Annotated in this window: 21 protein-coding genes; 9 read left to right on the top strand and 12 right to left on the bottom strand. The window is 53.6% G+C overall.

The window, feature by feature from the left end; all coding sequences use genetic code 11:
- Positions 1-58: 58 nt before the first annotated feature.
- The 5 genes from N909_RS0123315 to N909_RS0123295 form a co-directional block, all read right to left on the bottom strand.
- Positions 59-625: a hypothetical protein gene (locus N909_RS0123315; RefSeq protein ID WP_155006065.1), complete on the bottom strand. Its 567-nt coding sequence runs from the start codon at positions 623-625 to the stop codon at positions 59-61.
- A 164-nt stretch (positions 626-789) separates the two neighbouring features.
- Positions 790-1,878: a KamA family radical SAM protein gene (locus tag N909_RS0123310; RefSeq protein ID WP_029918504.1), complete on the bottom strand. Its 1,089-nt coding sequence runs from the start codon at positions 1,876-1,878 to the stop codon at positions 790-792.
- Between the two features lie 8 nt (positions 1,879-1,886).
- Complete coding sequence (locus tag N909_RS0123305; protein ID WP_029918503.1) at positions 1,887-2,360, bottom strand: GNAT family N-acetyltransferase; 474 nt, start codon at positions 2,358-2,360, stop codon at positions 1,887-1,889.
- A complete protein-coding gene (locus tag N909_RS24180; RefSeq protein WP_051690081.1) occupies positions 2,353-3,360 on the bottom strand; it encodes a D-alanine--D-alanine ligase family protein in 1,008 nt (335 codons plus the stop codon). Before N909_RS24180 ends, N909_RS0123305 begins: the two co-directional genes overlap by 8 nt.
- Positions 3,338-4,405: a D-alanine--D-alanine ligase family protein gene (locus N909_RS0123295; protein ID WP_029918501.1), complete on the bottom strand. Its 1,068-nt coding sequence runs from the start codon at positions 4,403-4,405 to the stop codon at positions 3,338-3,340. Before N909_RS0123295 ends, N909_RS24180 begins: the two co-directional genes overlap by 23 nt.
- Before the next feature lie 138 nt (positions 4,406-4,543).
- Here N909_RS0123295 and tnpA point away from each other — a divergent pair, with 138 nt between their 5' ends.
- On the top strand, positions 4,544-4,978 hold the full coding sequence (tnpA, locus tag N909_RS0123290) for an IS200/IS605 family transposase (RefSeq protein WP_029918456.1): 435 nt from the start codon (positions 4,544-4,546) through the stop codon (positions 4,976-4,978).
- Between the two features lie 359 nt (positions 4,979-5,337).
- Here the strand turns inward: tnpA and yhbY are convergent, their stop codons facing one another.
- The 7 genes from yhbY to N909_RS25960 all read right to left on the bottom strand — a co-directional run bounded on the left by yhbY (position 5,338) and on the right by N909_RS25960 (position 9,861).
- Positions 5,338-5,634 (bottom strand): ribosome assembly RNA-binding protein YhbY, encoded by a 297-nt coding sequence (yhbY, locus tag N909_RS0123285; protein WP_029918500.1) that lies wholly within the window; start codon positions 5,632-5,634, stop codon positions 5,338-5,340.
- 34 nt (positions 5,635-5,668) lie between these two features.
- Positions 5,669-5,992: an AzlD domain-containing protein gene (locus N909_RS0123280; RefSeq protein WP_029918499.1), complete on the bottom strand. Its 324-nt coding sequence runs from the start codon at positions 5,990-5,992 to the stop codon at positions 5,669-5,671.
- Positions 5,989-6,645, bottom strand: a complete 657-nt coding sequence (locus N909_RS0123275; protein ID WP_245613662.1) for an AzlC family ABC transporter permease — start codon at positions 6,643-6,645, stop codon at positions 5,989-5,991. Before N909_RS0123275 ends, N909_RS0123280 begins: the two co-directional genes overlap by 4 nt.
- A 327-nt stretch (positions 6,646-6,972) precedes the next feature.
- Entirely contained in the window at positions 6,973-7,707 is a 735-nt protein-coding gene (locus tag N909_RS0123270) for an ATP-binding cassette domain-containing protein (protein ID WP_029918497.1), read from the bottom strand.
- A complete protein-coding gene (locus N909_RS0123265; protein ID WP_029918496.1) occupies positions 7,700-8,659 on the bottom strand; it encodes an amino acid ABC transporter permease in 960 nt (319 codons plus the stop codon). The genes N909_RS0123270 and N909_RS0123265 overlap by 8 nt, the downstream gene beginning before the upstream one ends.
- 172 nt (positions 8,660-8,831) lie before the next feature.
- Positions 8,832-9,635: a transporter substrate-binding domain-containing protein gene (locus tag N909_RS0123260; RefSeq protein WP_029918495.1), complete on the bottom strand. Its 804-nt coding sequence runs from the start codon at positions 9,633-9,635 to the stop codon at positions 8,832-8,834.
- Positions 9,636-9,696: 61 nt separating this feature from the next.
- Complete coding sequence (locus N909_RS25960) at positions 9,697-9,861, bottom strand: hypothetical protein (protein WP_169739568.1); 165 nt, start codon at positions 9,859-9,861, stop codon at positions 9,697-9,699.
- Between the two features lie 491 nt (positions 9,862-10,352).
- Here N909_RS25960 and lepA point away from each other — a divergent pair, with 491 nt between their 5' ends.
- The 8 genes from lepA (at position 10,353) to greA (ending at position 20,853) form a co-directional block, all read left to right on the top strand.
- Positions 10,353-12,152: a translation elongation factor 4 gene (gene lepA, locus N909_RS0123250; RefSeq protein ID WP_029918494.1), complete on the top strand. Its 1,800-nt coding sequence runs from the start codon at positions 10,353-10,355 to the stop codon at positions 12,150-12,152.
- 3 nt (positions 12,153-12,155) lie between these two features.
- Positions 12,156-12,824, top strand: a complete 669-nt coding sequence (gene lepB, locus N909_RS0123245) for a signal peptidase I (protein ID WP_029918493.1) — start codon at positions 12,156-12,158, stop codon at positions 12,822-12,824.
- Between the two features lie 214 nt (positions 12,825-13,038).
- Positions 13,039-13,575 carry a bifunctional pyr operon transcriptional regulator/uracil phosphoribosyltransferase PyrR gene (gene pyrR / locus N909_RS0123240; protein ID WP_029918492.1) on the top strand — a complete coding sequence of 179 codons (537 nt, stop codon included), beginning with the start codon at positions 13,039-13,041 and terminating at the stop codon, positions 13,573-13,575.
- Positions 13,576-13,591: 16 nt separating this feature from the next.
- Complete coding sequence (locus N909_RS0123235) at positions 13,592-14,527, top strand: aspartate carbamoyltransferase catalytic subunit (protein WP_029918491.1); 936 nt, start codon at positions 13,592-13,594, stop codon at positions 14,525-14,527.
- A 19-nt stretch (positions 14,528-14,546) separates the two neighbouring features.
- The gene (locus N909_RS0123230; RefSeq protein WP_029918490.1) at positions 14,547-15,818 is read left to right on the top strand and encodes a dihydroorotase; all 1,272 of its coding nucleotides are present in this window, start codon (positions 14,547-14,549) and stop codon (positions 15,816-15,818) included.
- A gap of 60 nt (positions 15,819-15,878) precedes the next feature.
- Positions 15,879-17,018, top strand: coding sequence for a glutamine-hydrolyzing carbamoyl-phosphate synthase small subunit (gene carA / locus N909_RS0123225; protein WP_029918489.1), 1,140 nt, complete (start codon positions 15,879-15,881; stop codon positions 17,016-17,018).
- Between the two features lie 30 nt (positions 17,019-17,048).
- On the top strand, positions 17,049-20,306 hold the full coding sequence (carB, locus tag N909_RS0123220; RefSeq protein WP_029918488.1) for a carbamoyl-phosphate synthase large subunit: 3,258 nt from the start codon (positions 17,049-17,051) through the stop codon (positions 20,304-20,306).
- Positions 20,307-20,376: 70 nt separating this feature from the next.
- Positions 20,377-20,853 carry a transcription elongation factor GreA gene (gene greA, locus N909_RS0123215; RefSeq protein WP_029918487.1) on the top strand — a complete coding sequence of 159 codons (477 nt, stop codon included), beginning with the start codon at positions 20,377-20,379 and terminating at the stop codon, positions 20,851-20,853.
- The last annotated feature ends 47 nt before the right edge of the window (positions 20,854-20,900 follow it).

Raw genomic sequence — 20,900 nt, 5'->3', positions numbered from 1 at the left:
AACCGGTGGGAATAAAAAAGGGCCTGTTGGTCTTGTCTTTGGCTGGCCGGGTTGGGGATCAACGACCGTTATCCCGGACCCACTGCCGCATTGCGGCCAATTCCCCATAGGTCAGATTGGGCCGCAGCAAGCGGCCGGCCTGTTCACGGTATTGGGCCAGCTGGGGAAAGCTGCGGCATAAACCGATGAGTTCATGTTGAGCCTGGTCGTCATCGGTCAGCGGTTTGAGGTTTTCAAGGGCGAGCATCACCTGCTTAATGCGGCGGCCCAGAGTCGCGCCAAGAAAAACGATGGATGCGCAGGTCACCGCAGCTGCAATGCTGCCACTTAAGGGCTGCCTCATCATCCAGAACAGAATGCTTCCGACTGCGATGGAGTTGCCGAGGGCAACCAGGGCAACGGTGCTGCGTTGCGCCGGGCCGAGTTCATCCGGCATGGTCGTGGCCAGCAGGAGCGCGCATAAAGTTCCCAGGACGATTGCGGTCAGAGTGCCAAACCCGCTGAGCAGATCAAAAAAATACAGGGCCAGAAAAACAGCGGTATGGGCCAGATCGGAGAGACAGGATAATTTGATCTGCTGGTGGCGTTTATGCTTCAGGTCAGCGTGGATTTGCTTTAACTCCACAGCTGTCGGAGGGTCATTGCTGATGTCGAATTGAAACATTTTTCACAACTATCGGAGAGAATTCAAAGAGATCCTTTATGATTCCTCTTTCTGTAGAAAAATGCAAGGCCTTCACAGTCAACGTGACCGTGAAGGCCTGTCATCACCATTGGTCAGCCAGCGATTCAGCTTTTATTGTTCACAATGAGAGACAATTCGCTTTCCACTTCAGCCGGCTCGGCATTGCGATAGTGAAAGGTCTGCCCCTGGTAATTTTTCAGGACGACATCTTCGCCCAGGGACTGCAGATAGTCGGGTAACAGGGGGATCTTACCGCCACCACCAGGGGCATCGATAACATACGCCGGAACCGCCATTCCCGAAGTGTGGCCGCGCAGGGCGCGAATCACGTCAAGCCCTTCTTCGACCGTGGTCCGGAAGTGATCGGTGCCCTGGACCATGTCGGCCTGATAGATGTAATAAGGGCGCACCCGGATTGCTAGCAGTTTCTGCATCAACCGTTTCATCACTTGCGGATCATCATTGATCCCGCGCAGCATCACCGTCTGGTTGCCCAGCGGGATGCCTGCGTTGGCCAGACGTTCGCAGGCTTTTGCCGATTGTGCGGTGATCTCATCCGGGTGATTGAAATGAGTGTTCAGGTACAGCGGATGATACTTGCGCAGCACCCGAATCAGTCCCGAGGTGATCCGCATGGGCAGTACGACCGGAACCCGACTGCCGATGCGGATCATTTCCACATGCGGGATCGCTCTGAGCCGGCTGAGGATCGAATCGAGTTTGTCGTCGCTGAGCAGCAGCGGATCGCCCCCGGAGACAATGACGTCGCGGATTTGCGGGTTGCGACTAATGTAGTCGATGCCGGCCGCAATGGTTTCTGCAGTAATGCGCATCTGTTCTCCGCCGACTTTACGTTTACGGGTACAAAAGCGGCAGTACATGGCACATTCGGACGAAACCAGGAACAGGACCCGATCCGGATAACGGTGGATGATATTCGGCACCGGGCTTTGATTCTCTTCTTCCAGCGGATCAGCCATGCAAACATGGTCGTTCAGCTCTTGCTGATCAGGCACGGCCTGTTTCCAGATCGGATCACCGGCGGACTTGATCAGACTCAGGTAATAGGGGGTAATACGCATCGGATAACGCTCGGCAACCTCTTTCAGAGGGCGCCAGTCAACCCCGAAAGAGCGGGGCAGTTTCTCTGGATTGGTAATACTCGCCTGCAGGTGTCTTTGCCAGGTTTCCATTGTTCTCCTCAACACGATGTAAAACGTTTGACGTAGGTTATCCGGTCATCTTGAGGCCGGTAAAAATCTTTGATGCGGGCTTCTTCCTGGTAGCCGGCCCGCAGATAGAATGCCCTGGTTTTCACATAAGAGTCCTGCGAGGACGTCTCCAGGCAAAGCATCCGGGCTCCGCGGGCTTGCAGCCGATCTTCGACTTCAGTCAGCAAAGTGCGGCCGATGCCCTGACCGTGCAGGTGTGGCGCGGTTGCAATCCAGTACAGATCGTAGCTGCCACTGGTGAGCGGTACCGGACCGAACATGGCGTAGCCGGTGACCTGACCGTCGGCCTCGCTGATCAGGACTTCGTAATCTTCCTGTTGCGGGTTGTTCAGAACGGTATCCAGCAGTTCCAGGGCGCAGTCGATCTCGGCCACTGAAAATACGCCGCAACTTGTCAGAATCCGCTGCAGGGGTTCAATATCTGTCGGGACCAGTTCACGCATGGATTGATTCCTTCCTGAGGAGTGCATTTTCGACAATGCTTTCCACCAACTCCGGATATTCCAGTCCGCCACAGCGGGCTGCCCGAGCCAGGCCGGCCGCAGGCGAGATATCGGGATTGGCATTCAGCTCAAGAATATAAGGAATGTTATCGCGCCAACGGATGTCGATACGCGCGTAATCACGTGCGCCAAGCAGCTGCCAGGCTTTCAGGGCAATGTCGGCAAGCTTCTGCTGTTCGATATCGGTAATCAGGGCGGGGCAGACCGGTATCGAACCGCTGTAGTCGATTGACTCCTCATGCCATTTGCCGGCATAGCTGACCAGTCGGCAGTCAAGTTGTTCAGAAAAGCAGATCTCGGCAATGGGCAGCAGCCGCACGGAGCGATCTCCGAGCAGGGCGACATTGAATTCACGGCCGTCGATAAACTCTTCCACCAGGGCCGCTTGCCGATAGTGGTGATGAATGTAGGCGACCTGCCGCTGCAGACCGGCGTTGTCGTTAACAACACTGGCGCGGCTGATGCTTAGCGAGGCGTCTTCACTACAGGGTTTGACAATAAACGGGCGATCGAACACGAGTCCGGGTAAGGGCGCCCCCGGAGCGACCAGGTGATAGTCCGGTGTCGGCAGGCCGTGGCGGCGCAGCAGGTCTTTGGTCAACCCCTTGTCCCGGGTCAGCCCGAGCACAAAAGGGGATGATCCGGTATAGGTGAGTCCAAGCATTTCAAAGACGGCGGCCACATGCATTTCATAGCGGCTGTCGCCACGAAAACCTTCGCAGAGATTAAACACCAGATCCGGCTGCAACCTCTGCAGAGCGGCAATGAACGAACCCAGTTCCAGATGAAGGGGGACCAGGATCGGTTCATGTCCGAGCAGGCGCAGAGCGTCAGCAACGGCGTCAGCTTCTTCTGCGGCACCGGCTTCGGAAAGCAGGTCTTCAGCTATCCCGGATAAGGGTTGCTCAGCAACTTGGTTATAACAGACAGCAATTCTCATCGGTTCCTCTGTCCTGATTGAATAAACGTGCTGCGGCAGTGTCGACGACTTTTAGAATCAGCTGTTCATAAGACAGCCCGGCGGCGCGGGCGGCTTTGGGAAAACAGCTATTCTGTTCGGGTCGCGGCAGAATGCCGGGAAGCGGGTTCAATTCGATAACAGAGGGATGCCCATGAGCATCCAGTCGAACATCTATCCGGCACCAGTCACGGCATTTCAATGCCTGGAAGGCGCGCCGGCAGATATCTTCGATCTGGGCTTGCAGCAAGGGTTCAAGCTTTGCGGGGCAGGTGAAAATCTCCAGCGGTTTTGCTTCGGTATCCCAAATCCATTTGGCTTCATAGGAATAGATCGGGTTGACACCGCCGGGCAGAGAGGTGAAATCAATTTCGACAATCGGCAGGATCTGAATATCCTGACCGTTGCCGATCATGGCTACGGTAAACTCGCGGCCGGGAAGGAATTCCTCGACCAGAGCGCTTTGCTGATAGGTGGTATTGACCCACTCCACCTGTGCGGCCAGCTGCTGCCGGTCGTAAACCAGGGCCTTGTCGGTCACCCCTTTGCTGGAACCTTCCAGGCAGGGTTTGACGATCAGCGGGTAAGTGAGTTGCTCCGGCAGTTCAGCCAGCGAAGAAACGATCCAGAAGCCAGGTGTCGGAATCCGATTCCAGGACAGGATCTCTTTGGTCCTGCCTTTATCGAGACAGATGCCGAGGGTGGTCGGATCGCTCCCGGTGTAGGGAATGTTCAGCATTTCCAGCAGCGCGGGAATCTGGGCTTCGCGACTGATGCCATGAAGACCTTCCGCCATGTTGAAAACCAGGTCGGGTTTCAGGTGGCGAAACTTTTCAAAGGCATCAAGATCAGCCTGGACCAGGGATACCTGGTGCTCGGTTGCCAAGGCTGCGGCGACAGCATTGATGGTTTCACTGTCGTCCCACTCGGCATAAAGGTCATCGGGAAGATCTGTGTCGGAACACGAGGGAGGTTCGTCTTCGGTCGGGCCGACCTCACGCATATTGAATGCAAACGCGATGTGCATTGTTATAACCCCTTTTAGTGTGAAGTAGAAACCCCCGTCCTTTGGGCGGGGTCAGAGTCCTTCGGCTTTGCCAGAAGGGCTCATGGCAGTCCATATTCAGAAGTTGTTCCCGCAACTAACTGAACAGAAAGGAAAGCCATGAGCCGTTTTCGAAAATTAACACATGCCATCTGGCACTGTCAGTACCACATTGTCTGGGTCCCGAAATATCGCTTCCGAATATTGGAAGGCGAACTGGCTCAGGAAGTACGAGCATGTATACGGATCTTCAGTGGGCAAAGTCACTGTGAGATCGTCGAGCTGAATATCCAGAAAGACCACGTCCATCTGATCATCATGGTGCCGCCGAAGGTAGCCATTTCAGAGTTGATGGGGCGCCTGAAAGGACGATCAGCGATACGAATTTTAAAGAACCATCCCAAATTGCGAAAGAATCGCTACTGGGGGAATCATTTCTGGGCGCCCGGCTACTGCGTTGATACCGTCGGTTTGGATACTGAGATGATCAGACGCTACGTGCGGTATCAAGAGGCGCACGAAAAGAAGATAGAACAGCAACAACTTAAATTTTAACCCAACAGGACAAGGGAACGACGCTCCGGCTGCCCTCTTTGGGGGCTGCCGGCAACGCCCCCTCAGGGGGCGCCTTTAAAGCCCCGTCCTTTGGGCGGGGTTTTTTACTAAGCCTTGATTGAAAATCGTTCCAATGGAACCGCATTCATGCCTTCGGGAGCCTGGCGGCTGGCTATAAAAAGGGGTTACTTTTTATGCTGTGGTCGTTACGCATGCCCGAAATTGAATGCTAATGAGCAAGCGTATACGCTTATGAAAAAAAGCTGTCAATAAAAAAAATGAGGAAATTTTTTGTGAAAAAATTCCTCATTTTTTTCAAGTAGTTAAGGTGGGTGTCTCGGCAATGGAAGCGCGCCTTCTCAGCTCTTCGGCAGAGCGATTTTCACTTCATCCGAAGGCCGGAAAAGCAAAATAGTCCGGCCCAGGATCTGGACGACTTCTGCAGCCGTAGCAGTCGCCAATTCTGCGGCGACCTCCTTGCGATCACCAAGGCAACCTTCCTGCAGTTTGATTTTTATCAGCTCATGGCTCTGCAAAGCTTCCTCAACGGCTGAAGTCACCGCAGGATTGACCTCTTCTTTGCCGACCATGACCACCGGATTAAGATGATGACCCAGGCCTCTGAGGAAACGGATCTGTTTTCCCGTTAATTTCATTCATGCTCCATTTGTGAATAAGATAAAGTAAGTTTCAAAGTAACAATCCTGCTAACCAGTACAGCAACATTCCGATCAGCACCGTTCCCCCCAGGCTGCGGGTTTTCAGGGCAAACAAGAAAGTAGGGACCGCGACCAGCAGCTCTGGTTTACCCAGTTCAAAAGTGCGGCTGGCATGATCCGCAAACAGGGATGGAGCCAGCAGGGCGCTCAATACCGCAACCGGGATCAGGCTTAACCAGTCGACCAGCCATTGTGGTAATTGCTTGTGGGCGAGGTAAAGAAGCGGAAGAGCCCGGGGTAAATAGGTCACCATGCCCATGCCGGCAAACAGGAAAAAATACTCGGAGAAGGTCATTTGCTCCTCCGATAGCGGCGTTTCAGAAAATAGCCGAGGGTTGCTGCACTGATCGCAGCGCCGACAATATAGGAATCTCCGGGAATCAGCAAGTACCAAGTAACAGAAATTGCGCTGCTTAATAAGCCGGTGAGGATGTAGATTCGACCTTGCAGTTGGAAGACCAGCAGGCAGATAAACATGCCGGTCAGAGCGTAATCGATACCCAAAGCACCCTGGGGAATGAACTGGCCGACCAGCGTGCCAGCCACTGTTGCAATCAGCCAGGCAAAATTGGCGAGATGATTCACCACCAGGGCCTGGTAGCGGGACCAGTTGCCCTCCTTGAAGCGGGTCATATTGACGGCAAAGCTTTCATCGGTAATGCCGTAGGAAAACAGCGTCAGAAATTTGCGATTGACTCCCGCCAGATAGACCGCCAGGGCAGAGCTCATCAGGGTGTGCCGGAAATTAACGACAAAGGTGGTCAGGACGATGGCCCATGGCGAGGAGCCTGCCGCCAGCATGGCGACGCAGATGAACTGGGCGCTGCCGGCAAAGACAATGACGGACATCATAGCCACGGCCCACCAATTCAGTCCGGCCTGCTGGGCCAGTACACCCAGAGCCAGGCCGATGGGAAAATAGCCCAGACAGATCGGCCAGGCGGCCACGGCGCCGGTCCTAAGAATATCCTGTTGTTTGCATGGATTTTTCATAAGCTGGAAAGATAGCGAGTTTCAGAAGCAAAAAACAAGACACATTTGCGGATGAAAACAAAAACGCTCTGTGCCCTGAATGGCGCTCGTTGGAGGGGCGATGGCAGCAAAACCGGGACTGTCCCCGTACGGGGGCTGTCCCAGGTCTTTGCGGTGCTAACCGCTACAGTTTCATGGCTCGCAAACTCTTGGGACCGCCCCCGATGACCCTGGGGACAGTCCCGAGTTTACTGCAAAGTTGCTTAAAATAGCGCCATCCTTCTGAGCAGATACAAAAGGGGGTTAAAGAACCTGTTTGAGGAACAGCTTGGCGCGTTCTTCCTGCGGATTGGTGAAGAAGTGTTCAGGGGTTCCTTCTTCCACCAGTTTGCCATGATCCATAAACAGGACCCGATCGGCAACTTCCCGGGCGAAACCCATTTCATGAGTCACCACAACCATGGTCATCCCTTCACGGGCAAGCTGCTTCATGACCTCCAGCACTTCGCCGACCATTTCCGGGTCGAGGGCGCTGGTCGGTTCGTCAAACAGCATCACCTTGGGATCCATGGCCAGGGCTCTGGCGATCGCAACCCGCTGTTGCTGGCCACCGGAGAGGCGAATCGGATACTCGCTTTCTTTTTCGGCAATCCCGACCTTTTGCAGCAGCTCACGCCCTTTTTTTTCGGCTTCGGCGCGACTGCGCTTACGCACAACGGTTTGCGCGAGAACCAGGTTTTCCAGGACGGTTTTATGCGGAAACAGATTGAACTGCTGAAAAACCATGCCGACTTCCCGGCGAACCTTGTTCAGGTCGGTCCGGCGGTCGGCCAGATCCACGCCGTCAACATGGATGTGCCCGGATGAAAGGGTCTCCAGCCCGTTGAGGCAACGCAGGTAGGTCGATTTCCCGGAGCCGGAAGGTCCGATAATAACCACAACCTCGCCGGATTTGATATGGGCGGTCACTCCGTCCACCGCGTTGACGGTCTGGCCCCGTCCGATGAAAATCTTTTTTAAATCAACTGTCTTAATCACTGACTGCCAGCCTCCGTTCAACCCATGCAATCACCTGCGACAGGGTCAAGGTCAAAAATAAGTAAAGAAGTGCAACCACAAACCAGATCTCGAAAGTCGCAAAGGTTGAAGTGATGACTTCGCGACCGCTCTTGGTCAGTTCGGTAATGCCCACAACCGATACCAGCGATGAATCTTTAATCAGGCTGATAAACTGACCGGCAAGAGGGGGAAGGGTGCGTTTGAAAGCCTGGGGCAGAATAATGTAGATCATGGCCTGGGCATTGGTCATACCCAGCGAACGCGCTGCCTCCATCTGCCCCTTGGGAATTGACTGAATCCCGGCACGGATGATCTCGGCAACATAGGCTCCGGCAAAAACCGCCAAGGCCCCGATGCCGGCCACTATCCGGCTGAGGTCAAGAACAGTCCCCAGGAAAAAATAGAAAATGAAAATCTGCACCAGCAGCGGGGTGCCGCGGATTATTTCGATATAGATGATGGCCAGTTGTTTGAGGGTAATGTTTTTGGAAATACGGCACAGCCCGGTCACCAACCCGATAATCAAGCCGAAAATACTGGCTGCAGCAGACATATAGAGAGTGACCCAGAGCCCGATGATTAAAGGACCGGGCCGCCATTTGAAAGTGGAGCCGATGGAATCCCCTGCAAAAAGATCTTCGTTCGGACTGACCTTGAGGCTTTTTGTGGCAACGGTAAAGGTCTGAACCTCATCGTTTTCACTGCGCACGGTCACCGTCGATTTATCGCCGGCGTCGGCAATTTTTTCGACCCGCCCATCAAAAGGAACCGTTTTGATCATTTCCTGATGATAGAGGAAGTATTGCGGGACCCGATTCCAGCGCCAGGTATAGTCGATTTTTTTGGTCGCCGCCCAGAGACCGGCCCCGAGACTGAAAATAATCAGGAGGGTCAGAACTCTCCATAGCCAATTGTTTTGTTGTTTTTTCACCTGTCAGGTTTCCTGATAATAAATAAACAATGTATCGGTTTAAAGATCCGCTGCTGGTGAGCAGTGCCTGTCCGGCCATCAGCAGGCGGGTATGGAAACAGGACTCAAACAGTACGAAATGGAAGCGGGGGCAAGCCGTTTGTTCGGTCTTGTCCCCGCCGGTTTGAGCCGATCAGTTTTGAACTTGTTTCAACCAGTCGTTGCTGAGGAACCATTTTTCGTAAATTTTGTCGTAGGTTCCGTCGCTCTTGATCTGATTCATGAAATTGTTGAGCCAGTTGAGCAGGTCGGAGTTGCCGCGGTTAATGGCCCATGCCAGCGGCTCATAGGTGAAAGGCTTGTCCAGGAAAACCAGTTTGCCATTGTTTTTCTGGGCATTGGCGATGGCCATGAAGGGGAGGTCGTAAACAAAGGCGTCGACCTTGCCGTTAATCAGGTCCATAACCCCTTCCTGCTCGGTATCGAAGGAGACATAGGTTGCTTTCGGGATCATCCGTTTTACAGCCTGCTCACCGGTGGTGCCGAGTTTGGAAGCAACTTTGTATTTGGGATCGTTCAAATCTTTATAGGATTTCACTTGGTCCTGATACTCTTTTTTGATCAGGATGGTCTGTCCGACAACAATATAGGGGCTGGCGAAGTTAACTTTGAGGTTTCTTTCCTGAGTCAGGGTCATCCCACTCATGATGATGTCGTATTTTTTGGTGATCAGGCCCGGAATGATGCCATCCCATGCCGTACTGACCAGTTCGAGTTTGACATTCATCGCTTTGGCCATCCGTTTGGCCATATCGACGTCAAAGCCGATAATTTCGCCGCGCTGGTTGGTCATTTCAAAGGGCATGTAGCCGGGTTCGAGGCCGACCCGCAGGGCGCCGCGGTCGAGAATGTCATCCAGAGTGTCGGCGCTGGCAACGCCCGGCAGGATGACGAAAAGAGCCAACAACAACGTAACGATAAGTTTGACAGATTTCATCGATAATCCTCCTTGTTCAATAAAAAGGAATGCTGAGCCGAACCAGATCGGCGGATTGGGTTCAGTATGATTTTCCTTCATCCAAAAGTTCCGAAATCATCATCTGGATATGACAGTCAGGGCATTGGGGGAGATCGTCTTTGGGGAGATAGATGATCTCCGTGTAACGGCACTTCGGGCAGACAACTTCGACAGGTTCCGGCCGGGAACGATCTGAACGATCCATGGGAAAACTCCACTGTCAGGAACATGTTGTAATCACTAAATTCTTCTTATAGCACAGAGGGATTATCGCAAACAAGAGGTCATTGATACAAACACTCATTAAAAACGTTCTACAGTGGCTATTTGAATAGCGGGGACATTGAATTCCGACAGAAACATGGGTTTGTTGGCTTTTAGCCGGCCTTTAAAAAGTCCATCCCTGAGCCTTTTTCAAGCTCAGCCATTGGCCCAATAGCATCTGGAGTGGCTTGTCTGCCGGGCCCATGGCGGGGGAATTAAAAACGCTAGCAGCCTTTCTTGTGCTCAACAGGGCCTGAAGCAGTCAGGGGATGAGCTTTTCCAAGAACCGGGTAAGCGTCGTTTCCGTTTTCTGCCGACAATCAGCGGCCTTTCCACTTTACAAACCGGTTGGATCCGGCCTAATATTAGCGGTTAATTTTAACCGAACCTGCGCTTTCAATGCCGGCTGACCAGGCCATTCAACGAGACTGTATGAATCAAAGCAATATACGAAATTTTTCCATCATCGCCCATATCGACCACGGTAAGTCCACTCTTGCAGACCGTCTTCTTGAAGCAACCGGGGCGTTAACAGAACGGGAGCGGTCGGATCAGTATCTCGATAAAATGGACCTGGAGCGCGAACGTGGTATCACCATCAAAGCGCAGGCGGTCCGTTTGCCTTATAAAGCCCGGGACGGGAAACAGTATATCTTGAATCTGATTGATACTCCCGGCCATGTCGACTTTTCCTATGAGGTCAGCCGATCACTGTCCGCCTGCGAAGGTGCCATGCTGGTGGTTGATGCGGCGCAGGGGGTTGAAGCACAGACCCTGGCGAATGTGTATATGGCTATCGATCAGGATCTGGATATCTTTCCGGTCATTAATAAAATCGACCTGCCCAGTGCCGAGCCCGAGCGGATCAGGGCCGAAATTGAGGAAATTATCGGTATTGACGCGAGCGAGGCGATCCTGGCCAGCGCCAAAGAAGGCCGGGGCATCGACGAGATCCTGGAAGCGATCGTCCATAAGGTTCCCGCCCCCAAAGGTGATCCGGATGCACCGCTTCAGGCGTTGACCTTTGACTCCTGGTACGATTCCTACCAGGGGGTTATTGTGCTGATCCGGGTCGTCGAAGGAACCGTCCGAAAAGGCGAAAAAATTAAATTGATGGCGACCAAAGGGGTTTATGAGGTCCAGAAGGTCGGGGCTTTTTGTCCGCATCCCCTTGAATTGCCCCAGCTTGCCGCAGGGGAGGTCGGGTTTTTGATTGCCGGAATCAAAGTGGTGGAAGACGCCAAGGTCGGCGACACCATAACTCACCTGCACCGGCCGGCCGAACAAGCCTTGCCTGGCTACCAGGAAGTCAAGCCAATGGTTTTCTCCGGACTTTATCCCATTGATTCCGGGGACTACGATGCGTTGCGCGACGCCCTTGAAAAGCTCCGCCTGAACGATGCCGCGTTTTCCTTTGAGCCGGAGAATTCCCTCGCCCTTGGATTCGGTTTTCGTTGCGGTTTTCTTGGCCTGCTGCATATGGAAATCATTCAGGAGCGGCTGGAACGGGAATTTGACGTCGATCTGATTACAACGGCGCCCACCGTTGTTTATAAAGTTACCACCACCAAAGGTGACCTGCTGCAGGTTGAGAGTGCCAATATGCTGCCGGATATGCAGTATATTGAAAAGATTGAAGAGCCCTTTGTGCTGGCCTCGATCCATGTACCGAACGAATATGTGGGGGCAGTGCTCAGTTTGTGTATCGAAAAACGGGGTGTGCAGCGTGAATTGAAATACCTGACCGCCAATCGGGTCATGGTGGTTTATGAATTGCCGCTCAACGAAATCGTTCTGGACTTTTTCGACCGGCTGAAATCCATTACCCGCGGTTATGCCTCGCTCGACTACGAGCATCTCGATTTTCGCTTCAGCCGCCTGGTCCGACTCAATGTCCTGATCAACGGCGATGTGGTCGATGCTTTGTCACTGATCGTGCATCAGGATAAAGCGCAGTTCCGGGGGCGTGAGCTGGTGTCGAAGATGAAAGAATTCATTCCTCGCCAGCAATATGAAGTCGCCATCCAGGCGGCCATCGGTAACAAGGTTATTGCCCGCTCTACGGTCAAGGCCTTACGGAAAGATGTCACGGCAAAATGCTACGGCGGCGATATTACCCGTAAGCGCAAATTACTAGAAAAACAGAAGGCCGGGAAAAAGCGGATGAAACAGGTCGGGAGTGTCGAGCTACCTCAGGACGCCTTCCTCGCCATCCTCAAAGTAAAAGAGTAGATAATGGGATTATTCAGTAAAAAGAAGACTGTTAAGGGACCTGCGAAACCTTGGTATCGTGAATGGTCCGAGGCCCTGATCGTTGCCGTTGTTCTGGCGCTGATTATTCGTACCTTTCTCTTTCAGGCGTTCAAGATCCCTTCCGGGTCAATGCTTGATACGCTGCTGATCGGTGACCATCTGCTGGTGAATAAATTCATTTACGGAACCAGTCTGCCCTTCAGTGATAACCGTTACCTGGTTTTGCGTGAACCGAAACGAGGCGACGTTATTGTCTTCGAATTTCCGGAAGACGCCAACAAATCTTATTTTCAGCGGCGTGATTTTATCAAACGGGTAGTCGGCCAGCCCGGGGATCTGGTGGAAATCAAAAACAAGCAGGTCTATGTCAACGGTGAACTTTACCATATCCCCCAGGAACGGCATAAGGATCCTGAAGTTATTCCTGCCGTCGCCAGTCCGCGGGATTTCATGAGGCCGATCCGGGTCCCGGAGCACAGTTATTTTGTCATGGGCGATAATCGGGACTATTCCTATGACAGCCGCTTCTGGGGGTTTGTCGATCAGTCGAAGATCAAAGGCCTGGCCTTCATCAAATACTGGTCCTGGAACGCCCAGGGTGACTTGCTGCACAAAATCCGCTTTGATCGGATCGGCCGACCGATCAATTGAATCCGGCTTAGGTCTGCTTTAATAATTCTGCTGTTGACATTTGCTGAGCGGTGTTGATAGATTCAACAAAATTTACATTTACCCTTTAATCTGATCCGAGAGGTCAGCAAGGGAGCTTGAACGTGTTAAACCTCATCTTTAAATATAACCGAGACACCTGTACACCCGTGTACAGGTGTTTTTTTGTGTCTACTTTTCACCCAGGGAGGTTGTTGTGGCTGCAGAAACAATAGAAATTCTGGACTCTCAGGGAATCAGCCGGGCGGTCACCCGGATTGCCCATGAAATCCTTGAGAAAAACAAAGGTGTTGAGGATCTTGTCCTGATCGGCATCAGAACCGGTGGAGCCCATCTTGCGGTCGTCCTGCAGGAGAAGCTGGCGGAAATTGAGAGCAGTGAGATCCCGTTGGGGCTGATCGATGTCACCATGTATCGCGACGACATCTCTTCCCGCAACAACCTGGCGGTCGGTCAGACGGACATCCGTTTTTCCCTGGATAACCGCAAGGTGATTCTGGTGGACGATGTTCTGTTTACCGGCCGAACCATCCGTGCGGCAATGGACGCGGTGATGGACCTGGGGCGCCCGCAAAGTATTCAACTGGCGATTCTGGTCGACCGGGGCCACCGAGAGCTGCCGATTCGCCCCGATTATATCGGTCGCAATCTGCCGACGGCTCGGAACGAACAGATTGAAGTCGATTTTGATGAGCAGAATGTGCCGCAAGCGGTGCATCTGCTCAGACGTTAACTCGGGAGGTAGGTCAATGTCATTCAACCCAAAGCATATTCTCGGGATTAAAGATCTGAGCGCGGACGATATCATGTTCATTCTTGAAACTGCCGACAGTTTCAAGGAAATCAATACCCGGCAGATCAAAAAGGTGCCGACGCTACGCGGCAAAACTATCGTCAATCTGTTTTTTGAGGCCAGCACCCGGACCCGGACTTCTTTTGAAATCGCCGGTAAGCGCCTCTCCGCAGATACCGTTAATATCAGCGCTTCGTCGTCATCCGTGGTCAAAGGGGAGACCCTGGAAGACACGGCACAGAATATCGAAGCCATGCATCCCGATATCATCGTCATGCGCCACAGCGCTTCTGGGGCCTGCGACTATCTTGCTCAGCGCCTCGCTTGTTCGGTGGTCAATGCCGGTGACGGCACCCATGAACATCCCAGCCAAGCCCTGCTCGACGCCTTTACCATTCGTCAACATAAAGGCAGTTGCGCCGGACTGACCGTGACCATCGCCGGGGATATCACGCACAGTCGCGTGGTGCGCTCCAACATTTACTGTCTGACCAAACTAGGTGCCAAGGTCCGGATCGTCGGGCCGCGGACCATGGTTCCCCCCGGCATCGAACAGCTCGGCTGCGAAGTCTTTTACAACCTGGAAGAAGCGATCAAGGATGCCGATGTGATCATGATGCTGCGCATCCAGCGGGAGCGCCAGGGCAAAACACTGATCCCGTCGTTGCGGGAGTATTCCCGGTTCTTTGGTCTCAACGAGCAGCGGCTTAAATTGGCCAAGCCTGATGCCATCGTCATGCACCCGGGACCCATGAACAGGGGCGTGGAGATTTCCTCTGCTGTTGCCGACGGAGCCCAGAACGTTATTCTGGATCAGGTCGAAAACGGGGTTGCGGTGCGGATGGCGCTGCTTTATCTGGTCGCTGGTGGCGATAAACTTCAGGAAAATTGATCAGGCGAGAGGTCATATCATGAAACTGATTATTAAAGCAGGGCGGGTTATCGACCCGGCCAACGGTCTTGACGCAGTACGGGATATCCTGGTTGAGGACGGCGTCATCGTACAAGTTGCTGAGACCATCGTTGCAGGCGATGCAGAGTCTGTCGATGCTTCCGGCAAACTGGTCGTTCCGGGGCTTATCGATATTCATACCCATCTGCGCGATCCGGGACTTGAGTATAAAGAAGACATTATCAGCGGAACCCGCGCTGCTGCCGCCGGGGGCGTCACCTCGTTGGCCTGTATGCCGAACACCGCGCCGGTCAATGACACGTTGGCCGTCACCCGCTATATTATCGACAAGGCGCGGGCCGAGGGGAGCGCCAACGTCTTTCCGGTCGGTTGTATCAGTCATGGGATGCAGGGTGAAGTTCTGGCCGAAATGGGCGAACTTAAAGCTGGCGGCTGTGTGGCTTTTTCCGATGACGGCAAGCCGGTGGTTAGTAGCGAATTGATGCGCCGGGCATTTGAATATGCGGACACCTTCGATGCGCCGCTTATTTCTCATGCCGAAGACAAGAGCCTGGTCGGAGAAGGCTGCATGAACGAAGGGCCGGTTGCAACGGAACTCGGACTCAAGGGGATTCCCTGGGTCGCGGAGGATGCCGCGACCGCCCGGGATATCATGCTTGCCGAATTTACCGGTGGCCGCCTGCATGTCGCCCATGTCTCCACCAAGGGGAGTGTCGAGCTGGTTCGACAGGCCAAAGCTCGGGGCGTGCGCGTCACTTGCGAAGCCACCCCGCATCACTTTATGCTGACCGAAGAGGCAGTGCGCGGCTACGACACCAACACCAAGATGAATCCGCCGCTACGCAATAACGTTGATCTGGCTGCGGTCAGAGCCGGGTTGGCAGATGGTACCATTGATGCCATTGCCACAGATCATGCTCCCCATCATTACGATGAAAAGAATGTTGAGTTTAATCTGGCTCTCAATGGTATAGTCGGGCTGGAAACTCTGCTGCCGTTAACCTTGCAGTTGGTCAGGGACGGGGTCCTTGATCTGTCCCGGGCCGTGGCGTTAATGACTTGTCGGCCGGCATCAATCATCGGCATCAATCGGGGTACGCTGAGTGTCGGAGCTGTTGCGGATATCACCGTTATTGACCCCGACCTGGAATGGACAGTTGCGCCGGAGAAGTTTTATTCGAAGGGTCGAAATACCCCCTTCGGCGGGATGTCCGTACGTGGAGCGGCCTTGAAGACGATCCTGGCCGGACGCGTTGTGTTCTCAAGATAGATTTTAGTTGTTAGTTGGTTATCTAGAAAGACTTAAAGTAAATTCTCTATAGAGGTTGCAATGAAAGCAGTTCTTGCACTTGCCGACGGCAAGTATTTTATTGGTAAAGCACTCGGCGCCGTCGGGGAAGTCACCGGAGAAGTGGTGTTCAACACCAGCATGACCGGCTACCAGGAAATTCTCACTGATCCGTCCTATCATGGTGAAATCGTCACGATGACTTACCCGCAGATCGGGAATTACGGCATCAATCCTGAGGATGTCGAGTCGCGCAAACCTTTTCTCGCCGGGTTCGTGGTCAAGGAATCCTGCCCCTTTCCCAGCAATTTCCGGTCGCAAATGAGCCTGGATGATTACTTGAAAGAAAACAATATTGTCGGTATCGAAGGGATCGATACCCGGGCGCTGGTGCGACACATTCGCACCGCTGGCGCGCAGACCGGCATCTTGTCCTCGATTGACACCGATCCGGCCAGTCTGGTGGAAAAAGCCCGCCAGGCGCCTTCCATCGTCGGCCGCGACCTGGTCAGGGAAGTGACCTGTGCCGAGCCCTATCAGGCCTGCGAAGAGGTCTGGCAGCTGGGGCAGGGGTATGGAGACAGTACCGCTAAGCCCAAAAGCTTCAAGGTGGTCGCCTACGATTACGGCATCAAACGCAATATCCTCCGTAACCTGACCTCGGCCGGTTGCGATGTGACGGTGGTGCCGGCCGATACCGCCCCGGAAGAGGTTCTCAAGCTGAATCCGGATGGGGTTTTCCTCAGCAATGGCCCGGGCGATCCCGAGCCTCTTCATTATGCCCAGGAGAATATCCGTCAATTGCTCGGCAAGGTTCCTATTTTCGGTATCTGCCTCGGTCACCAGTTGTTGTCAATTGCTCTGGGCGGGAAGACCTATAAGCTGAAATTCGGCCATCGGGGCGGTAATCAGCCGGTTCTCGATGACCAACGGCAGCAGGTTGAAATCACCTCCCAGAATCACGGCTTTGCCGTGGATGCGGACAGTCTCGACAACAGTCAGGTCAAGGTCACTCATATGAACCTGAACGATAATACCGTTGAAGGGATTCAGCACCTGGCCATGCCGGCTTTTTCGGTTCAGTATCACCCCGAAGCTTCGCCCGGACCGCATGATGCAAAATACCTTTTCGACCGTTTCATCAGCATGATGAAAGATCATAAAAACAAAGCACTCAATTGATATTCAATAGCTTAAAATAGAGGAACAACCATGCCTAAGCGTGATGATATAAAGAAAATTCTGATTATCGGAGCCGGTCCGATTGTAATCGGCCAGGCCTGCGAATTCGACTATTCCGGAACCCAGGCCTGTAAAGCCTTGAAAGAAGAGGGGTACGAGGTCGTTCTCCTTAATTCGAATCCGGCAACCATTATGACCGACCCGGATTTCGCCGACCGGACCTATATCGAACCGGTGACTCCGGAGGTCCTGGCTAAAATTATTGAAAAGGAACGCCCTGATGCGCTGTTGCCGACTCTGGGCGGGCAGACCGCACTGAATACAGCCGTGGCCGTGGCCGAAGCAGGAGTTCTCGAGCAATATTCGGTCGAACTGATCGGAGCCAAGCTCGAACCGATCAAAAAAGCCGAAGATCGGACCCTGTTCAAGCAGGCGATGGAAAAGATTGGGGTCGAAGTGCCGCGCTCCGGGCTGGCCCATAGCCACAGGGAAGCCATGGAAATTATTGAATCCATTGGTTTTCCAGCGATTATCAGACCCTCTTTTACGCTCGGCGGCACCGGCGGTGGCATCGCTTACAACCGCGAAGAGTATGAGCAGATGGCGATTGCCGGGATCGATGCATCCCCGACCAATGAGATCCTGGTTGAGGAGTCGGTTATCGGTTGGAAAGAATATGAACTGGAAGTCATGCGCGATACAGCGGATAATGTCGTCATTATCTGTTCCATCGAGAATTTCGATGCCATGGGCGTTCATACCGGCGATTCCATTACCGTTGCCCCGGCCCAGACCCTGACAGATAAGGAATATCAGATCCTGCGTGACGCCTCACTGAAGATCATTCGGGAAATCGGGGTTGATACCGGTGGCTCGAATATCCAGTTCGGGGTCAATCCCAAGGACGGCCGCCTGGTGGTCATCGAAATGAACCCACGGGTGTCCCGGTCGTCGGCTCTGGCCTCCAAGGCAACCGGTTTTCCCATCGCCAAGATTGCCGCAAAGCTGTCCGTGGGTTACCGTCTTGACGAGATCTCCAATGACATCACCCGGGAAACCCTGGCCTCCTTTGAACCGACCATTGATTATGTGGTCACCAAAGTCCCCAGGTTCACCTTCGAAAAATTCCCCCAAGCCGATGCGACCTTGACCACTCAGATGAAATCGGTCGGTGAGGCCATGGCCATCGGTCGGACCTTCAAGGAGAGTTTGCAAAAAGCCCTGCGCTCCCTGGAAATCGGTTCTTACGGTTTTGAAAGTCGGATCTTTGAAACCCCGGGCGATTATGCCCGTGAGCTGAGCGATAAAGAGCAGGACGATCTGACCCACAAGCTGCAGGTGCCCAATTGGGAGCGGATGTGGTATCTGGCCGATGCACTTCGTGCCGGTCTCAGTATCGAACGGATTTACAGCCTCAGCGGCATCGATCCCTGGTTCTTGTCCAACATCGCCCAGATCGTCGAACTGGAAACTGTGCTGCTGGCCCACAAGGATCAGTTTGCGGCCGCTGACGATGCATTTGCCGAACTGTTGCGCCAGGCCAAGCAGTACGGCTTTGCGGATCGCCGTTTGGCGACTCTGTGGCAGGTGACCGAGGATGATGTCCGTAACCTGCGCCACCAGCTGAATATTCTGCCGGTTTACAAACGCGTTGATACCTGCGGCGCCGAGTTCGAGGCCTATACCCCGTATCTGTACTCAACCTATGAAAGTGAATGCGAGGCTGCACCGACCGACCGGGATAAGATCATGATCCTGGGCGGCGGACCGAACCGGATCGGGCAGGGGATCGAATTCGACTACTGCTGCGTCCACGGCGCCTTCTCGCTGGCCGAATCGGGCTATGAAACAATCATGGTCAACTGTAACCCGGAGACGGTTTCAACCGATTACGACACCTCGGATCGGCTTTATTTCGAACCGTTGACCTTTGAGGATGTGCTGGCGATCGTCGAGAAGGAAAAACCGGTCGGAGTCATTGTTCAATACGGCGGGCAAACCCCGCTGAAACTTGCGGTGGCCCTTGAGAAGGCCGGGGTTCCCATTATCGGTACGTCCCCGGACGCCATTGACCGGGCCGAGGATCGCGAGCGTTTTCAAGCACTCCTGAACAAGCTCAACCTGCGCCAGCCGGACAACGGGATTGCCCGCGCCTATGACGAGGCTGAAAAAATCGCCGAACGGATCGGTTATCCGGTGGTCGTACGCCCGTCTTACGTTCTCGGAGGCCGGGCCATGGAGATCGTTTATGATGTCGAACGGCTGCGTGATTATATGAAATATGCCGTCGATGCCTCACCCGAGCATCCGGTACTGGTAGATAAGTTCCTCCAGGACGCCATTGAAGTCGATGTCGATGCCCTGGCTGACGGTAAAGACGTGGTCATTGGTGGGATCATGCAGCATATCGAGGAAGCCGGAATCCACTCGGGCGACTCGGCCTGCTCGTTGCCGCCTTATTCCCTCCCTGCGGAGATCATTGCCGAAATCCGCCGGCAGACCATTGAGTTGGCTCTGGAGCTCCAGGTGGTTGGCTTGATGAATATTCAATACGCCATCCAGGGGGGCATCATTTACCTGCTCGAAGTCAATCCCCGCGCCAGTCGGACAGTGCCCTTCGTTTCCAAAGCGACCAATCGCCCGCTGGCACAGATCGCCGCCAAGGTCATGGCCGGCAAAAGTTTGGCGGAGTTGGGCGTGACCGGCGACATCGTCCCGCCTTATATCGCCGTCAAAGAAGCGGTTTTCCCGTTTGTCAAATTCCCGGGTGTCGATACCTTGCTGGGCCCGGAGATGAAGTCGACCGGGGAGGTCATGGGAATCGATTACAATTTTGGCAAGGCTTTTGCCAAAGCCCAACTCGGCGCTGGAGTCAAGTTGCCGCGCAGCGGGAAAATCTTTATCAGTATCAAGGATGCGGACAAGGCTCATATCGTCGAGCCAACCCGGAAACTGGTGAATGTCGGGTTCAGTGTGGTTGCCACCAGCGGCACCGCCGCATTCCTCAACGAACACGGGATTGCCGCCGAGCCGATCAATAAGGTTAAAGAGGGGCGGCCCCACTGTGTTGACGCGATCAAAAGCCGGGAGATCTGCATGGTCTTCAATACAACGCTGGGTGCGCAATCGGTCTCCGATTCCTATTCCATCCGCCGTTCCGCACTGATGCAGGAGGTGGCTTACTTTACCACGGTGGCCGGAATCAAGGCGGTGACCGACGGTATCCTGGCGATGTTGAGAGAAAACCTTGACGTTAAACCGCTGCAAGAGTATTATGAGCGCTCCTGATTAAACTTAAAAACGTAACGAGCCAGTGGGCGGGTTTTCCCGCCCGCTGTTTTTTTAAGGAGCGAGAGGTATGAGCAAATCGGTTCCCATGACTGCTGAAGGATATCAGCGGCTACAGGATGAACTCAAACACCTTACTCGGGTCGAACGCCCGAAAGTCGTCCAGGATATCGCCGAAGCACGCAGCCATGGTGACTTGTCTGAAAATGCCGAATACGATGCAGCCAAAGATCGGCAGGGTTTCATTGAAGGGCGGATCCAGGAACTCAACAGTAAAATCGCACTGGCCCAGGTCATTGATCCGAAAACGATTAAAAGCGACAAAATCGTCTTCGGTGCCAAGGTCACATTGTTTGATATCGATACAGAAAAAGAAGTGACTTATCAGATTGTCGGTGAAGATGAGGCGGATATCAAAATCGGTAAAATATCTATCAATTCGCCGGTGGGGAAGACCTTGATCGGCCACACGGTGGATGAAGAAGTCCGCATCGCCGTTCCGTCCGGGGTCAAAGTTTATGAAGTGACCAATATCGAATACAGCTGATCATCACAAATCGGATATTTGAAAAACGGGGTCTTGTTCATACAATG

Source organism: Pelobacter seleniigenes DSM 18267 (assembly GCF_000711225.1).
GTDB lineage: Bacteria > Desulfobacterota > Desulfuromonadia > Desulfuromonadales > Geopsychrobacteraceae > Seleniibacterium > Seleniibacterium seleniigenes.
This window is presented reverse-complemented; position numbering and strand designations above follow the sequence as displayed.

Coding starts and splice junctions, on each gene's coding strand:
- N909_RS0123310 (WP_029918504.1), bottom strand. CDS start 1,878: ATGGAAACCTGGCAAAGACACCTGCAGGCGAGTATTACCAATCCAGAG.
- N909_RS0123305 (WP_029918503.1), bottom strand. CDS start 2,360: ATGCGTGAACTGGTCCCGACAGATATTGAACCCCTGCAGCGGATTCTG.
- N909_RS24180 (WP_051690081.1), bottom strand. CDS start 3,360: ATGAGAATTGCTGTCTGTTATAACCAAGTTGCTGAGCAACCCTTATCC.
- N909_RS0123295 (WP_029918501.1), bottom strand. CDS start 4,405: ATGCACATCGCGTTTGCATTCAATATGCGTGAGGTCGGCCCGACCGAA.
- tnpA (WP_029918456.1), top strand. CDS start 4,544: ATGAGCCGTTTTCGAAAATTAACACATGCCATCTGGCACTGTCAGTAC.
- yhbY (WP_029918500.1), bottom strand. CDS start 5,634: ATGAAATTAACGGGAAAACAGATCCGTTTCCTCAGAGGCCTGGGTCAT.
- N909_RS0123280 (WP_029918499.1), bottom strand. CDS start 5,992: ATGACCTTCTCCGAGTATTTTTTCCTGTTTGCCGGCATGGGCATGGTG.
- N909_RS0123260 (WP_029918495.1), bottom strand. CDS start 9,635: ATGAAATCTGTCAAACTTATCGTTACGTTGTTGTTGGCTCTTTTCGTC.
- N909_RS25960 (WP_169739568.1), bottom strand. CDS start 9,861: ATGGATCGTTCAGATCGTTCCCGGCCGGAACCTGTCGAAGTTGTCTGC.
- lepA (WP_029918494.1), top strand. CDS start 10,353: ATGAATCAAAGCAATATACGAAATTTTTCCATCATCGCCCATATCGAC.
- lepB (WP_029918493.1), top strand. CDS start 12,156: ATGGGATTATTCAGTAAAAAGAAGACTGTTAAGGGACCTGCGAAACCT.
- N909_RS0123235 (WP_029918491.1), top strand. CDS start 13,592: ATGTCATTCAACCCAAAGCATATTCTCGGGATTAAAGATCTGAGCGCG.
- N909_RS0123230 (WP_029918490.1), top strand. CDS start 14,547: ATGAAACTGATTATTAAAGCAGGGCGGGTTATCGACCCGGCCAACGGT.
- carA (WP_029918489.1), top strand. CDS start 15,879: ATGAAAGCAGTTCTTGCACTTGCCGACGGCAAGTATTTTATTGGTAAA.
- carB (WP_029918488.1), top strand. CDS start 17,049: ATGCCTAAGCGTGATGATATAAAGAAAATTCTGATTATCGGAGCCGGT.
- greA (WP_029918487.1), top strand. CDS start 20,377: ATGAGCAAATCGGTTCCCATGACTGCTGAAGGATATCAGCGGCTACAG.